18 protein-coding genes and 1 other annotated feature are annotated in these 14,719 nt (G+C 47.4%); of the genes, 2 read left to right on the forward strand and 16 right to left on the reverse strand.

Features of this window, described 5'->3' with window-relative positions:
• Positions 1–6: 6 nt before the first annotated feature.
• From nadA to nadB, 3 genes are read right to left on the reverse strand one after another with little or no spacing between them, the layout of a single operon-like run.
• Positions 7–1,110: a quinolinate synthase NadA gene (gene nadA / locus ACW5MY_RS12690; RefSeq protein WP_013353048.1), complete on the reverse strand. Its 1,104-nt coding sequence runs from the start codon at positions 1,108–1,110 to the stop codon at positions 7–9.
• Entirely contained in the window at positions 1,110–1,958 is an 849-nt protein-coding gene (nadC, locus tag ACW5MY_RS12695; protein ID WP_013353049.1) for a carboxylating nicotinate-nucleotide diphosphorylase, read from the reverse strand. Before nadC ends, nadA begins: the two co-directional genes overlap by 1 nt.
• Positions 1,940–3,505 (reverse strand): L-aspartate oxidase, encoded by a 1,566-nt coding sequence (nadB, locus tag ACW5MY_RS12700; RefSeq protein WP_013353050.1) that lies wholly within the window; start codon positions 3,503–3,505, stop codon positions 1,940–1,942. The genes nadC and nadB overlap by 19 nt, the downstream gene beginning before the upstream one ends.
• Positions 3,506–3,610: 105 nt before the next feature.
• Between nadB and ACW5MY_RS12705 the strand changes: the two genes are divergently transcribed.
• Positions 3,611–4,762: an IscS subfamily cysteine desulfurase gene (locus ACW5MY_RS12705; RefSeq protein ID WP_289393778.1), complete on the forward strand. Its 1,152-nt coding sequence runs from the start codon at positions 3,611–3,613 to the stop codon at positions 4,760–4,762.
• On the forward strand, positions 4,759–5,301 hold the full coding sequence (locus ACW5MY_RS12710; protein WP_013353052.1) for a transcription repressor NadR: 543 nt from the start codon (positions 4,759–4,761) through the stop codon (positions 5,299–5,301). The genes ACW5MY_RS12705 and ACW5MY_RS12710 overlap by 4 nt, the downstream gene beginning before the upstream one ends.
• Positions 5,302–5,327: 26 nt before the next feature.
• Here ACW5MY_RS12710 and pheA read toward each other — a convergent pair whose 3' ends face one another.
• From pheA to mreC, 13 genes are all read right to left on the reverse strand, one after another.
• Entirely contained in the window at positions 5,328–6,185 is an 858-nt protein-coding gene (pheA, locus tag ACW5MY_RS12715; protein ID WP_013353053.1) for a prephenate dehydratase, read from the reverse strand.
• A 15-nt stretch (positions 6,186–6,200) separates the two neighbouring features.
• On the reverse strand, positions 6,201–6,644 hold the full coding sequence (thrR, locus tag ACW5MY_RS12720) for a transcriptional regulator ThrR (protein WP_007408173.1): 444 nt from the start codon (positions 6,642–6,644) through the stop codon (positions 6,201–6,203).
• Positions 6,645–6,697: 53 nt separating this feature from the next.
• Complete coding sequence (gene obgE / locus ACW5MY_RS12725; RefSeq protein WP_013353054.1) at positions 6,698–7,984, reverse strand: GTPase ObgE; 1,287 nt, start codon at positions 7,982–7,984, stop codon at positions 6,698–6,700.
• A gap of 31 nt (positions 7,985–8,015) precedes the next feature.
• Positions 8,016–8,594, reverse strand: a complete 579-nt coding sequence (locus ACW5MY_RS12730) for a sporulation initiation phosphotransferase B (RefSeq protein WP_013353055.1) — start codon at positions 8,592–8,594, stop codon at positions 8,016–8,018.
• 316 nt (positions 8,595–8,910) lie between these two features.
• A complete protein-coding gene (gene rpmA, locus ACW5MY_RS12735) occupies positions 8,911–9,195 on the reverse strand; it encodes a 50S ribosomal protein L27 (protein WP_003152662.1) in 285 nt (94 codons plus the stop codon).
• A 12-nt stretch (positions 9,196–9,207) separates the two neighbouring features.
• Positions 9,208–9,549, reverse strand: coding sequence for a ribosomal-processing cysteine protease Prp (locus tag ACW5MY_RS12740; protein WP_038462961.1), 342 nt, complete (start codon positions 9,547–9,549; stop codon positions 9,208–9,210).
• Positions 9,550–9,551: 2 nt separating this feature from the next.
• Entirely contained in the window at positions 9,552–9,860 is a 309-nt protein-coding gene (gene rplU / locus ACW5MY_RS12745) for a 50S ribosomal protein L21 (RefSeq protein ID WP_003152660.1), read from the reverse strand.
• A 13-nt stretch (positions 9,861–9,873) separates the two neighbouring features.
• Positions 9,874–9,947, reverse strand: a sequence feature (ribosomal protein L21 leader region).
• Between the two features lie 58 nt (positions 9,948–10,005).
• The gene (locus tag ACW5MY_RS12750; protein WP_013353057.1) at positions 10,006–10,872 is read right to left on the reverse strand and encodes a site-2 protease family protein; all 867 of its coding nucleotides are present in this window, start codon (positions 10,870–10,872) and stop codon (positions 10,006–10,008) included.
• Positions 10,865–11,668 (reverse strand): M23 family metallopeptidase, encoded by an 804-nt coding sequence (locus ACW5MY_RS12755; RefSeq protein WP_013353058.1) that lies wholly within the window; start codon positions 11,666–11,668, stop codon positions 10,865–10,867. The genes ACW5MY_RS12750 and ACW5MY_RS12755 overlap by 8 nt, the downstream gene beginning before the upstream one ends.
• A gap of 128 nt (positions 11,669–11,796) precedes the next feature.
• A complete protein-coding gene (minD, locus tag ACW5MY_RS12760; protein ID WP_003152655.1) occupies positions 11,797–12,600 on the reverse strand; it encodes a septum site-determining protein MinD in 804 nt (267 codons plus the stop codon).
• A 2-nt stretch (positions 12,601–12,602) separates the two neighbouring features.
• Positions 12,603–13,283, reverse strand: a complete 681-nt coding sequence (gene minC, locus ACW5MY_RS12765; RefSeq protein WP_013353059.1) for a septum site-determining protein MinC — start codon at positions 13,281–13,283, stop codon at positions 12,603–12,605.
• Positions 13,284–13,336: 53 nt separating this feature from the next.
• Positions 13,337–13,855 carry a rod shape-determining protein MreD gene (gene mreD / locus ACW5MY_RS12770; RefSeq protein WP_014470782.1) on the reverse strand — a complete coding sequence of 173 codons (519 nt, stop codon included), beginning with the start codon at positions 13,853–13,855 and terminating at the stop codon, positions 13,337–13,339.
• The gene (mreC, locus tag ACW5MY_RS12775) at positions 13,852–14,715 is read right to left on the reverse strand and encodes a rod shape-determining protein MreC (protein WP_013353061.1); all 864 of its coding nucleotides are present in this window, start codon (positions 14,713–14,715) and stop codon (positions 13,852–13,854) included. The genes mreD and mreC overlap by 4 nt, the downstream gene beginning before the upstream one ends.
• Between the last annotated feature and the right edge of the window lie 4 nt (positions 14,716–14,719).

Below are 14,719 nucleotides of genomic sequence, written 5' to 3' on the forward strand. Positions count from 1 at the left end.
TTATTTTTACGTATGGCTCAGCATTCTGTTCAAAGCACGAAGCGCTTCTGTCCGAACCGCTTTTGGCACCTTAATGACACCTTTCGGCTCGCCTTTTTCAAGCTGCTCAAGCGACCACAATAAATGCGGAAGGTCGATTCTGTTCATTGTCAGACACGGACACATATCCGGATTCAGTGATTCAATCTGTTTATCCGGATGCGAGTGAATGAGGCGCTGAACAAGATTCATTTCCGTGCCGATTGCCCACTTGCTTCCCGGTTTAGCCTGTTCAATCGTATCAATAATGTATTTGGTAGATCCGCTGTCGTCACTGAGCGAGACCACTTCCCGCGAACATTCCGGATGAACGATAATGCGGATGTCAGAATCCCGCTGCCGCAGCTGAGAGATATTTTCCGCTGTAAACTTTTCATGTACGGAGCAATGTCCTTTCCAAAGGATGACCTTAATGCTTTCCGGGTGATCAGTAAGCAATCGGTTTTGCGCCGGGTCCCATACAGCCATTTCTGTCAGCAGAATGCCGAGGTCATAAGCTGTATTTCTGCCTAAATGCTGATCCGGCAAAAATAAAATTCTTTCTTTTTGTTTAAAAGCCCATTTCAGCACGCTCCGGGCATTCGAAGAGGTGACGGTCGCCCCGCCGTGCCGTCCGACGAACGCTTTAATTTCCGCCGTCGAGTTAACATATGTTAACGGAATGATGGTGTTACCGTACAGCTCTTGAAGCTCTTGCCATGCTTTGTCCGTCTGCTGTATATCTGCCATATCAGCCATCGAGCATCCGGCGCGCATGTCGGGCAAAATCACGGTTTGGTTATCATCGGTCAGCATATCAGCCGTTTCCGCCATAAAATGCACGCCGCAAAACACAATGTATTCCGCATCTTTATTTTTTTCGGCCACTTGGGCAAGCTGCAGGGAGTCACCAGCCGTATCGGCGAATTGTATGACTTCATCTTTTTGATAGTGATGTCCCGGAATGAACAGGCGCTTTCCGAAAGACCGTTTAATTTCGGCGACCCGCTTCTCCATTTCACGGATACTCATGTTTTTATAATGGCTCGGCATCATTTCATCTGATGCAGTTAACACGTCAAAAATAGACATTATGAAAAATCCCCCTGTTCTGTCGCGACATCCATGCTGATATCGGCGCTTTTTACTGAATGAGTCAGAAATCCCAGTGAAATATAGTGTACGCCTGTTCCTCTATAACCAGGCAATGTGTCCAGCGTTATGCCGCCGGATGCTTCCGTTTTGATATGGCCCGGTGTCATGCCTGCAAAACGCCGGACGGTCTCTGGCGGGCAGTTGTCAAACATAATAATGTCTGCGCCTGCATCTATTGCCTCCAGCAGCTGTTGTTCGGTTTCGATTTCGACTTCTGCCGCAAGCATCTGCCCCGCCGCTTTTCGCGCCCGCTCCATCGCCGCTTTTATCGATCCGCAAGCGGCAATATGATTATCTTTAATCATGATGCCGTCATATAAGCCGAAGCGATGATTACAGCCGCCTCCGATTCGGACCGCGTATTTTTCCAGCATTCTGAGTCCGGGTGTCGTTTTTCTCGTATCGCAAAGCTTAATGGACGGATCATCAAGACGCCTTTTGGCCTCATCCGTCATTGTCGCAATGCCTGACATTCTTTGGATAAGATTCAGAATGACCCGTTCTCCCGTTAGAAGAGCTGCCGCCGGGCCTTCCATTTCAGCGAGCACGTCTTCTTTTTTCATCCGCTCTCCGTCTTTTTTCAGGGAACGGATGCGGATGTCATTGTGTAAAAGCCCAAATCCTTCACGGATAACGGTTTCCCCGGCAAACACGCCGTCCGTTTTTGCGATGATCTTCGCCTTACAATGCTCATCAGAAAAAATCGCTTGTGACGTCACATCACCCGTTCCGATATCTTCCTGAAAAAAACGTGTCAGCATTTGTTTCAGCTGCAGAATGTCCATATTTCCCCAATCCCTTCGTTTTTTCTGATAACTGTTCCTGATGTTGAATGAATGATTTGTTTTCCGTGCCACTTTTTCTCTGCCCAGGGAAAATCAGCGCGATAATGAGCGCCTCTGCTTTCTTCCCGGATAAGAGCAGAGGACACGACGAGTTGTGCAGTCTGGCATAAGCAGGATAGCTCGGCTTGTTCTATTGTGATATCCTTCACATTTATATGATGCACAGATACTTTGTTCAGCCAGGATGCCAGCGCCTGCATGTTTTCTTTCTCCCTGATGATGCCGGCTCCGTTTGTCATTTTGGCTTGGAGCATGTGAAGCGTCGTATCCGGCACTTGTAAGATGACGTCAGATTTCTTCGAAGCTTTTTGATATCGGCCATTTAATGGCGTTTTCGTGATATGTTCAGCACATCTTTGTCCGCTTGCCAGCGCTTCCAGAAGTGAGTTGCTCGCCAGGCGGTTTGCCCCGTGCAAGCCTGTACAGGCGGTCTCGCCAATGGCATAAAGATCAGGCACAGACGTTTTTCCCCATGTATCGGCTCTTACTCCGCCCATTAAAAAATGCATTCCCGGAGCTACGGGAATCCCGCTTTCAAAATCAACACCCGCTGATTTACAAATGCCTGATATGGTCGGAAAGCGTTTGTTAAAGTCAGATATGCGGCTGCAATTCATAAAAACGGGGTTTTCTTTCATTATTTCTTCAAAAATCGCCCGTGACACGACATCCCGCGGCGCCAAATCTTCAAGTGCGTGTCTGCCCGCCATGATCCTGCGGCCGGAGCGATCCGTTAAATATCCGCCTTCTCCCCTCACTGCTTCAGAAATCAGCCCGTACGCAGTCCCGCTTTTCACAAGGAGGGTCGGGTGAAATTGGGTGAACTCCATATCTGTGATCTCGGCTCCCGCACGAAAGGCAAGAGTGATGCCGTCGCCCGTTATGGAGGAATCATTTGTGTGATACTGATACAGACTGCCGCAGCCGCCTGATGCCAGCACTACACAATCTGCTCTTCTGTAAGAAACTGAACCTGAAGCATCCTTTACGGCAACGCCTGCGCACCGTCCGTGTTCAATCAAAAGATCAACCGCCGTTTCGTGTTCAATGATCCGGATTCCGTCCCTCAGCTGCTGAAGCAGAAACCCGACCAAAATCCGCCCGGTTGCGTCTCCCCCGGCGTGAAGAATCCTTCTTTTGGAATGAGCGCCTTCCCTGCCGAGACAAAACGTTCCGTCTGATTTCATATCAAATGGAAATTGATCTTCTATCAGCCTGTTTATCATACTTTGTCCGCTTTGCAGCAAATGCCGCACGGCTGTCACGTCATTGTGCCCGCATCCCGCATACAGTGTATCGTTTACATGGGATTCAATGGAGTCATCTGTTGCGTATGAAACGGCAATCCCGCCTTGAGCATAATGCGAATTGCTGTTCGTTACGTTTCTTTTCGTAATGACGGTCACTTGGTATGACGGAGGAAATGAAGAAGCACAGGCGAGGGCCGCCGTCCCCGAACCAATGATGATAATTGTTTTTTCAGACATACATCACCCTCCTGTTTTATTTACACCTGTCTTGACACCTATATTTACACAACGATAAAATAAACTCAAGCTTTTTTTAACAGAAACGGATAGGAGACGGCCTGTATGATTTATCTTGATTACGCGGCGGGAACGCCATTAAGCAAAGAAGCCGCTGAAGTCTTTCAGCAGCTCAGTACAGAGGTATACGGAAATGCAAGCAGCCTTCATGACGCCGGGGGAAGAGCGGCGGATGTGCTGGAATATTGCAGACAGTCTGCAGGAAGATTGATCGGCGGTGCGGCAGACGGCATTTATTTTACAAGCGGCGGTACGGAAGCGAACATTCTGGCCGTCCAATCATTGCTGCATGGTCTCCCCGCAGGCAAAAAACATTTTATTACGACCGCAATGGAGCACCATTCGATCCATAATGCCGCGGCGTTTTTAGCTGATCAGGGCATTGACGTCACTGTCATTTATCCCGACAAAAACGGCCTTATAACCGAGGACATTCTTGCGGCTCATGTGCGTCCTGACACGGGGCTCGTTTCCATACAGCACGCCAATTCAGAAACCGGCCTCATCCAGCCTGTGGAACGTCTGGCCGCTTTTCTCCATCAGAGAAACATTTTTCTTCATTGCGATTGTGTTCAAAGTTTCGGCAAACTGCCGATTGATGCGGATCAGGCGGGAATCGACGCCCTTTCCGTCTCCGGCCATAAAGTATACGGCCCGAAAGGCACCGGGGCTGTTTACATTCGGCCCGGCATCAGCTGGAAGCCGGTTTATCCGCATACCGTGCATGAAAACGGGTTCAGGCCCGGTACGGTGAATGTGCCGGCTATCGGCGCTTTTACCGCGGCTGCGGAGTATACGGTGAAACACATGGAGAAACACCGTGAGCACGCTGACAGGCTGAGGAATTATTTTTATGAACAAATTCGGCTGCAGGGCCTTCCCATTTCATTTTCGGAGGAAGAAACCGGCGGTGAATGCCTGCCCCACATCATCGGGTGTTTTTTTCACTCCTTTGAAGGACAATATGTTATGTTAGAATGTAATCGTAACGATATTTGCATCTCAACCGGGAGCGCATGTTCCGCAGGCAGTCAAGGCCCTTCTTCAGCTATGAAGGCGCTGAGGAAAACCGAACGGGAAGCGCGGCAGTTTTTCCGGATCTCATTCGGAAATGAAACAACATGTGAACAGCTTGATATGCTGATACATACATTAACGGCGCTATGGGAGCAAAAGAAAGGAGAATCAGCAATTTGACAGAAGGAACGAAGCTCACGGGGGCGAAAAGACGCGACATGCTGCTTCTTTGGCTGAAAGAAGCCGGCTCACCATTAACAGGGGGCGAATTGGCCAAAAAAGCAAATGTCTCAAGACAGGTGATCGTGCAGGACATATCACTCTTGAAAGCAAAAAACGAGCCGATTATCGCAACAAGCCAAGGCTATTTATACATCAGCATGAACGCCGGCAGCGAAAATCATGTTGAACGGATTGTTGCCTGTCTGCATGGCCCGGAGCGAACGGAAGAAGAGCTTGAACTCATTGTCGATGAAGGTGTCACCATAAAGGACGTCATCATTGAACACCCCGTATACGGCGATTTAACCGCCGCCATAAGAGTGAGCACACGGAAAGAAGTCAAACAATTCATGAACCACATTAACTCGACAAATGCCGCGTACCTTTCACAACTGACCGAAGGCGTGCATCTCCATACGTTAAGCGCACCGACAAAAGAGCGGATTGACCAAGCATGCCAAGCGCTGGATGAGGCAGGGATATTAATAAAAGATTAAAAAAAAGCCCTCTGAAAGGGCTTTTTTTATATGGAATAGGATTGATATGTTCCCAGAAGCTTGACCCGGCAGCCGAGGGCTTCCATCTCTTGAACGGCACCGGGAATCAGCACCTGATCCATCGCCTGTTCAATATCAATAATAAAGAAATAGTTGCCGAGACCCGTTTTTGTCGGGCGCGATTCGATCTTTGATAAATTAAGGTTTCTCCATGAAAAAGCGGACAGCACCCTGTGCAGCGCGCCTGATTGGTCATCTTGGGGAAGCGTCACCATCATCGTCGTTTTCGGCCGTGAAGACAGTTTCGCACTCACTTCAAATGATACGTCTTTTTCAGGTGAAAGAATGACAAATCTCGTGTGGTTATCCTGATAATCCTGAATGTCCCGCCTCACGATGCTCAATCCGTATGTAGCGGCCGCCATTTCATTTGCAATCACGCCGATCGGAAGTTCCGGGTGCTCACTCACATACTTAGCAGCCGCACCGGTTGACTTCGCATACTCATAAGGAACGGCCGAAAAATGCCGGTGAAGAAATTTGTGGCATTGCGCAATCGCATGTGAATGAGAATAAATTTTCTCAAGCTGTTTCCACTCATTTTCTTTCGAAGGGTGAACGAGCAGGTGCTGGTGGATCGGCAGCGTCATTTCCCCCACGATCGCAAGGGGCTGCTCATGAATTAAGTAGTCAATCGTTAAGTTAACAGAGCCCTCCAGCGCGTTTTCCAAGGGAACAAACGCAAGATCAACTTCTCCCGCGACCGCCGCATCCATGCATGCCGGTATTGTATGATAAGGTGCTTGTGTCACGCTGTTTTGAAAGCAGGAACTGACTGCTAGATGTGTAAATGTGGCTTCTGGCCCTAAATAACCGACTTTCATGTTTCTCTTCTCTCCTTACGCGCCTGACCCTAAGATCTCAACTTTTTCTATAAAATCAAATTTTCTCAGTTTATTCATTAACGTATGAATGTTTTCTTCCATTGCGGACGTGCTGATTGAGAGCGTGACATTTGCCCTGCCCTGAAGCGGAATCGTCTGGTGAATGGAAAGCACGTTGCTTCCTGAGTCAGCTACCGCCTGCAAAAGCTGTGATAATGCGCCTGACCGATCCTCCAAATGAAAGAAAAGTGTGATTATTTGTTCTTTAACCATGGTGTAAAAAGGGAAAACCGCATCTCGGTATTTGTAAAAAGCGCTTCTGCTTAAATCGACTTTCTGCACGGCATCTGCAACTGATTCAGCCTTTTTTCTGTCCAGCAGCTTTTTGACTTCAAGGGTTTTCCGCATCGCATCAGGCAGAACGTCTTCACGCACTAAATAAAATGTCTCTTCTTTCACCTGCACCCCTCCCTCTTACATCAGAGAGCCTGCATCGCAAGCTCTCCGTCTTTTTAATCAATAAATTCAAATTCAAATTCAAGAAGCCGGATGATATCGCCATCTTTAGCACCGCGTTCTCTGAGCGCTTCATCAACGCCCATTCCGCGCATCTGTCTTGCAAAACGCTTGACGGATTCGTCACGGGAGAAGTCAGTCATTTTAAAGAGGCGTTCCAGGCTGTCACCTGAAAGCACAAATGCACCGTCCGGATCACGGGTAATGTTAAATGGAATTTCTTCGTCTTCCATCGTGTACATCACGCGGTTTTCCGCCAGCTCTTCTTCATCATAGAGCGGGAATTCAGGCGTTGTTTCCAGCTGGTTGGCGACTTCAAACAGAAGATCGCGAAGCCCTTCTCTTGTCACCGCGCTGATCGGGAAGACTGGGTGGTCATCCTGAAGCTTTTCTTTAAACGCTTTAAGATTTTCAGTCGCCTCAGGCATGTCCATTTTATTCGCAACGATAATTTGCGGACGCTCCGTCAGCCGCAGGTTATATTCACTGAGCTCCTGATTAATGGTCACATAATCCTCATACGGATCACGGCCTTCCATCGCTGACATGTCAATGACGTGAACGATGACACGCGTCCGTTCGATATGACGGAGAAATTGGTGGCCTAAGCCGACCCCTTCGTGCGCCCCTTCAATCAGGCCGGGCAGATCCGCCATGACGAAGCTTCTTCCGTCATCTGTTTCCACCATGCCCAGATTCGGAACAAGCGTTGTAAAATGATAATCGGCGATTTTCGGCTTTGCTGATGAAACGACAGACAGAAGCGTAGATTTTCCGACGCTCGGGAAGCCGACGAGACCTACGTCTGCAAGCACCTTCAGTTCAAGCACGATATAGCGCTCTTTTCCGGGCTCTCCGTGCTCTGACAGCTGCGGTGCCGGGTTGGCCGGTGTCGCAAAGCGGGTATTCCCGCGTCCGCCGCGTCCGCCTTTTGCGATGACGGCGCGCTGTCCGTGTTCAGTCAGATCGGCAATGACCTGTTTTGTGTCGTCATCTGTCACGACTGTACCGGGCGGAACTTTAACAACCATATCTTCCGCGTTTCTGCCGTGCTGATTTTTAGACATGCCGTGCTCGCCGCGTATCGCTTTGAAATGCCGCTGATACCGGAAGTCCATAAGCGTGCGCAGTCCTTCGTCCACCTCAAAAATGACGTCGCCTCCATTGCCTCCGTCACCGCCGGCAGGACCGCCTTTCGGCACGTATTTTTCACGGCGGAACGCAACCATTCCGTTACCGCCGTCGCCGCCTTTTACATATACTTTCACCTGATCTACAAACATAATATCCTCCGTTCTAAACCGTAAAAAACCGCTAGTTCATTCCAATTTCGGCCACACATTCATGGCCGGTCAGCTCAAATTGCATGACATCAAAGTCCTCATACCGCGATTTGCGAAATTCATCAAACACATCTGCATTAGCAATCGTTCCATGAAAATCGAGATATACAATAAGCTGTCTGTCAGGGTGATCCGTCTGCAGCGATACGGTCAGATGATTTTCACTTTCATTGCTTACCGCCAGCCCGAACAGATGAAACAGTTTTCTCATCAGGTTCGACAGCTTTTGATCATATGCCGATAAATCTTTTATTTCTCCGAGCACTTCGTATTCGAGCCTCATATAACGGGACTTCCAATTAAATGTCAAAAAGTCAAACGCCAAGTGCGGGGTTTTCAGGTTTGAGAGCTTTGATTCGTGTTTTGCATCTATGACCATTTCGTCAATTATTTCAACGACCCTGTCATACTTCTGCAAACTTAAGTTTCCTTTTATCAGCTGCAGCTTATTCATCCAATCATGACGGAAATGACCCATTAATTGGATCAGCTCATTGATCAGAGCCGCCTCGCTTACAGGTTCTTCTTGTTTCTTCGATACATCCTTCATTTTCGCACTCCCAATCGTTTAATTTCTTTTTAGGAGTCTTGATAAGTGTGTACTATGAATTATAACAGAGAAGGCTTTGTTAGAAAAACACTTGTTTTTCCTGGTTCATCATGTTCCTTTTTCGGATCGCATGCATGCGGATGCCAGGCAGAAACATTTTTGGTATCACTGCTTGGGGAACATATCCAGTGGGTATGAGAAGCTGATGTCCTCATTCAAGGCGGGGTTCACTCACGCGTCCTCTGCTTTTCATTCTTGATGTTACTCCGCTTACTGCAAAAAAAACTCCAGTCAACGACCGGAGTTTTTTGTGTCATTATTGAGCTACAGGATATACGCTCACTTTTTTGCGGTCACGTCCGAAACGTTCGAATTTAACAGTTCCGTCGATTTTAGCAAAAAGAGTGTCATCTCCTCCGCGGCCCACGTTTTCACCTGGGTAGATTTTCGTTCCGCGTTGACGGTAAAGGATAGATCCGCCTGTTACGAATTGACCGTCTGCACGTTTAGCGCCTAAACGTTTAGATTCAGAGTCACGTCCGTTCTTTGTAGAACCTACACCTTTTTTAGAAGCGAAAAACTGAAGATCTAATCTAAGCATGTAACTCACCTCCTATATTTGGTTTGCAGTCAACCGTAAGTGTTCACTGTAATCCCGTTCGATCGTTTCAAGAGAAACAATCATGCCTTCAATCAGCAGCTGCGCTTTTTGCAAAGCTTCCTGATCAGCGGATTCAGGGAATTCAAAGTAGAAATAACCCCCGTCCTCGCCTATATCAAGAATCGGTTCGAGAGGAGCCAGCGCGATAACCGCATTGACCGCTCCGAAAACGACAGCCGTGACCCCGGCGCATACGAGATCTCGTCCATGTTCAGCAAAATCGGCATGTCCCGTCATTTCAAAGGACAAAATGCCCCCGTCATTCCGGGATCTTCGAATTGTTGCCTCAATCATGCTTACGCGTTGATTTTTTCGATTGTCAATTTAGTATAAGGCTGACGATGACCTTGTTTTTTATGAACATTTTTCTTTGGCTTGTAACGGAAAACGGTGATTTTTTTCGCACGGCCTTGTTTTTCAACTTTAGCTGTAACTGTCGCGCCTGCAACTGTTGGGTTGCCGACTTTCACGCTGTCTCCGCCAACAAACAATACGTCTTCAAACGTCACTGTTTCACCTGCTTCAGCAGCAAGTTTTTCGATGTAAACAGTTTGACCTTCTTCAACTTTGATTTGTTTTCCGCCTGTTTTAATGATTGCGTACATTCTCTGCACCTCCTATTAGACTAAGACTCGCCAGCAACAGGGGGCTTTAAAGCTCTTATCACCTGTCCCGAGCGGTTGTAGCATTGGTGCTACATCCATAACATTAAAAAATATATCAGAACCAAAAGGATATGTCAATCTATTTCTAGTAAGGCAGCAGCAGGTCTTCCATGGAGGAATCTGTCCGTTTATCGGCAAAATATGCATGAAGCACTTCATTTTCATCAAGCTGGCTGAGCTTCTCGCCGGCTTTTTCAATGATAATGGGATGTTTGCAGCCCCGTTTGAATTCAGCCATGACATGCTTTACTTTGGCATCGGCCGCGACCGTCAAAGGATGCAGCATGGCGACATCGCGGTTTTTGCCGTAATATCTCTCTAAAAGAAACCTCAGCTGAATATAATGCCGCTTTCGGTATTCATCCCATAAGGAAGCCGCGAGAAAGACGAACAGCACCCATGCACTGACCTGCAGGGGGACGGCCAGTACAATCCAGCCGCAGAGCAAAAGCGCGGAAACGGCCGAAGTCTGCAGGCTGAGGAGATGCGCTTTTTGAAAAGCCATTTGTTTAGAAAAGTATAAGAACACGAACTTTCCGCCGTCAAGCGGCCAGATCGGCAACAGATTGATCAAAAGAATGGAGAGATTATAAAAGGTAAACATCTCAAATGTCTGCTGACTTGCAAAGCCGGAGATGAAAAGGAGCCAGGCTGCCGCCTGAAGCCACACGTGCTGAAGCGGGCCCGCCAGAATGACAGCAAATTCTTCTTTCAGCGGCCGGTTTCCGTGCTCTTCCACCTCAACCGTCCCGCCGAAAGGGAGCAAAAAGACGCGTTTAATGCGCCACGAAAAAAACACAGCCAGAGCAGCATGCCCCAGCTCATGAACGGATACGACCAGCAAAAGACACAAGAGCGCTTTGATGTGCCCCGTCAGAAAACCAAGCCCCATGATAATCCAAAGAAAAGGATGGACATGAATTTTGAAAAGAAGGCTGAGCCATTTATTCATCAAATGTGATCACCTGGATCGGATCTATGAATTTATCGCCATCCTGAATCGCGAAATAGTACTGGCCTTTACCTTTATCGCTGAGCTTGATCGAACCGATCTTTTTCCCTTTATCGATAAAGTCATACAATGATACGTTAACATCTTTGAGCCGGCCGTAAATGCTGCTGGTATTGTCGGCATGCTGCACCTTAACCGTCAGCCCTGTTTTTTTATCTTTGCTCACTTCCATAATGTACCCTTCTTTTACGCTGTCAATGGCTTCACTGGCCGTTTCGACAACGACGCCTTCTCCGTTATTTTGAAAGTTCTGCTGGATTTTCCCCGCGGCAGGAACGGCCATCTCCTGGCTGACCGCCACCTGACCGTCTTTCTTTTTTGTTCCCGGAGTGAGAAATGCGAGCGGGTTTCCGAAGGAGGATACAAACCAATTGTTTACGGCAGCAAACTGAAATTCTTTTTGAAAAGTCTGTGCGATCGCCGGTTTGATCTGACTCAGCGGCTGTTTGTCAGTTTTATAGGCGATAGCGGAAACCAGCACGAGACAGGCGGCCAGCAGGCATTTTAAAATAATAGAATTAGCGCTGATCAATGGATGCCGTCCGTTGAATTCGGGCGGATGTTCCGTTTGATATTCATAGTTCGGAAGAAGCCCGTGCTTTTCCTGCTCCTTGGACGTCTGCCATGCGGGAGGCTTCTGCGTCTGGGCGTTATGCACGAAAGTCCGTTTTGATTCTGGGCGCGGTTTTCTCCTTTTGGCCAGTCTTTTTCTAATTTCATCAGCTCTGTGACTCATCGCTATCATCCTTTGCAATCGTTGGGTTTGTACATCCTATGCCTTGTCCATTGCAAATATGCGCCCTGTTGAAAAACAAAAAAGACCTGATAAGCTGGGCTTCATCAGATCTTTGTATTCTAGTATATTTATGATCGCACGCCGAAAAATGACTTAATTTTCGCCATCATCCCTTTTTGCTGCTCTTCAAGCACCTGCAAAGGAACGGATTCTCCTAAAATGCGCCGGGCGATATTGCGGTAAGCAATGCTGGCGCGGTTTTTGGAATTCATGGCAATCGGTTCGCCGATATTTGAAGCTCTGATCACTTCATCATCGTCAGCAACGATCCCGAGGAGATCAATAGACAGATGATGAACAACCTCATCCACATCCATCGTATCACCGTTTTTCACCAGGTGATTTCTGATGCGGTTGACGATGAGGCGCGGCGGTTCGATATCTTCCTGCTCCAAAAGTCCGATAATGCGGTCAGCGTCCCGCACTGCTGATATTTCCGGCGTCGTCACCACAATCGCCTTATCAGCTCCGGAAACGGCATTTTTATAGCCTTGTTCAATTCCGGCCGGACAATCAATAATGACGTAATCAAATTCCTGCTTAAGCTCCTGCACAAGCGATTTGATCTGCTCAGGGACAACAGCCGTTTTGTCGCTTGTCTGGGCAGCCGGCATTAAATGAAGCAGATCATCAAAACGTTTGTCTTTGACAAGCGCCTGATGCGTCTTGCATCTGCCTTCAATTACATCTACTAAGTCGTAAATAATTCTGTTTTCAAGACCCATTACGACATCAAGGTTGCGCAGTCCGATATCTGTGTCTACCAAACAGACGCGCTTCCCTAAAATGGCTAAGGCGGTACCGAGGTTTGCAGATGTTGTTGTTTTACCTACTCCGCCTTTTCCCGAAGTTATTACGATAGCCTCACCCAATTTCACATTCCTCCCTCAAGCCTTGTTAGATCAGGTCTTAAATGAGCCAATTGCTGAAGGCGTTCAATGACCATATTTCCGTCAGTATCTAAATAAGCACATTCCATGTCGTTCCCTTTTTGAATGTGGTCTGGGGAGCGATTTAACACGTGATTGATCCTCAATTGTGTCGGCATCATTTCGGATGCGGCGATCACAGCCCGGTTATTTCCGTTATAACCCGCATGGGCAATCCCTTTTAATGAACCGAGAACAAATATATTTCCTCCGGCTCTGATCGTACCGCCGGGATTCACATCTCCGATTAAAAGCAAATCTCCCGTGACATGAAGCACCTGACCTGAACGGACAATTTTAGAAACAGAAACAATTTCCTGCTCCTCTTTCATCCGCTTCGCTTCTTCTTTGGCGATGACTTCACTGTCAATTGAATGCACGACTAAATCTTTCTTTGACGCGATCAGTTCAGTAAGCTGCTCTGCCTGTTCCTGATACAGATACCGATGCCCGAGTTTAATATGAACACTGATTTTTTGGCCTTTGCCATCAGTATATTGTTCAATTGACAGCATATTTTGAAGACCATCAAGTAGCTCATCAAAAGAACACGCATCATCAAGATGTAATGTTAAGCCGTTTTTTGTTCCTTTTATTGTTACATATTGCTGCTTTTTGGTCTTCATCAATGTTCACCTCAACAACATACTCTTTTCGTCAAAAAAAGATAAAATCCTTTTTACTCATCTCTTAATTCTTTCTTCAGACTTATATAAAACAGCCTAAAGGGCAGGACTAATATAATGGCTCCCGCAATATTCAGCACAGCAGTCGGCAAAAACCGCTGAATGACAAAATCGTTAAACGTCATTGTACCGCTGCGGATTAACGTCTGAATGCCGTAGACGTAAAATTCAAGCACACATACGCTCAGCACAGCGACCAGAATGACCATCAGGGCGTTTGTCTGCAACACCTTAAACGCTTTGGCCGCCAGGTAGCATAAACCGGCAAAACCAAACATATAAACGCCTAAAACACCCGTATAATTGATGTCATAAAGGAGTCCGAAAATGAAACCGTAGATCACCGCATGCTTTTGGTTGATATAAGCGGACATAAAAATCAGCGCGAGCAAAAGAAAGTGCGGAACGACCTGCTGCTCGTCGGAAACGAACGGAAAATGCACCAGATCTGTATAGATGCTTTCCGCACAAAAGACCACAATCATAATCAAAGGGAGAAGGAAACGTTTCACGATCCTTCCTCCCCTGTTGCTACGCTTCGGTTCACGACGATGACATGGTCGAGATCATACAGATCCGCAGCCGGTTTAACGTAAGCGATTTTCGTCAGGCCGTACGCATCCGATTCTACATCTGTTACTTCACCGACCGTCAGCCCTTGAGGAAATACGCCGCCCGTTCCGGAGGTTTCCACAAGGTCGCCTTTTTTCACTTCACGTTTGTCATCCGGTTCAAGGATGGTCATTTTGAGAGTCTGCTTCTTTTTGTCATACCCCTCAATTAAACCGTAGCCTTTGCTTCCCTTTTTGCCGGAGATTTTGGTGGCCACTCTGTTATTGCGGTCAACATCGCTCAGCAGCTGAACGGCGGATGTGAAACTGTTGAGTCCGCTGCTTTTGATCTTCCCGACAAGCGCACCCTTTTCGTTTGTGACAGCCATGTCCTTGGCCACTTTCTGCTTCGTTCCCTTATTGATCATGATCTGCTTGTACCATTGATCAGGATTTCTGGCGATAACGGTCGCTAAAATCGGTTCATAGTCGGAAATCGACTTGACATGCCCGAGTTCATCACGCAGCTTCTTGTTTTCATCTTTGAGTTCTTGGAGCTTCGCTTCATATTGCGTCTGTCCGTCCAGCTTTTGTCTTAAGCGTTCGTTTTCTTTGTACGTGTTTTTCAGGTCTTTTATGTCCCCGAAGAACCCTGCAAAATATTCGGCAGGCGTGTGAAAAATATTTTGAAATACTCCCGTCGTATCACCGATCAGCTTTTCAGGCCAGGTGGTATTACGGCCGTTCTTCAGCGAGAATCCAATCATAGCCACCAATATGATAATACACAGAAGTAATAGCATTAACCGTTTATTCGGCATCGTG

The sequence above is a fragment of the Bacillus sp. Bwzl_19 genome (assembly GCF_054900515.1).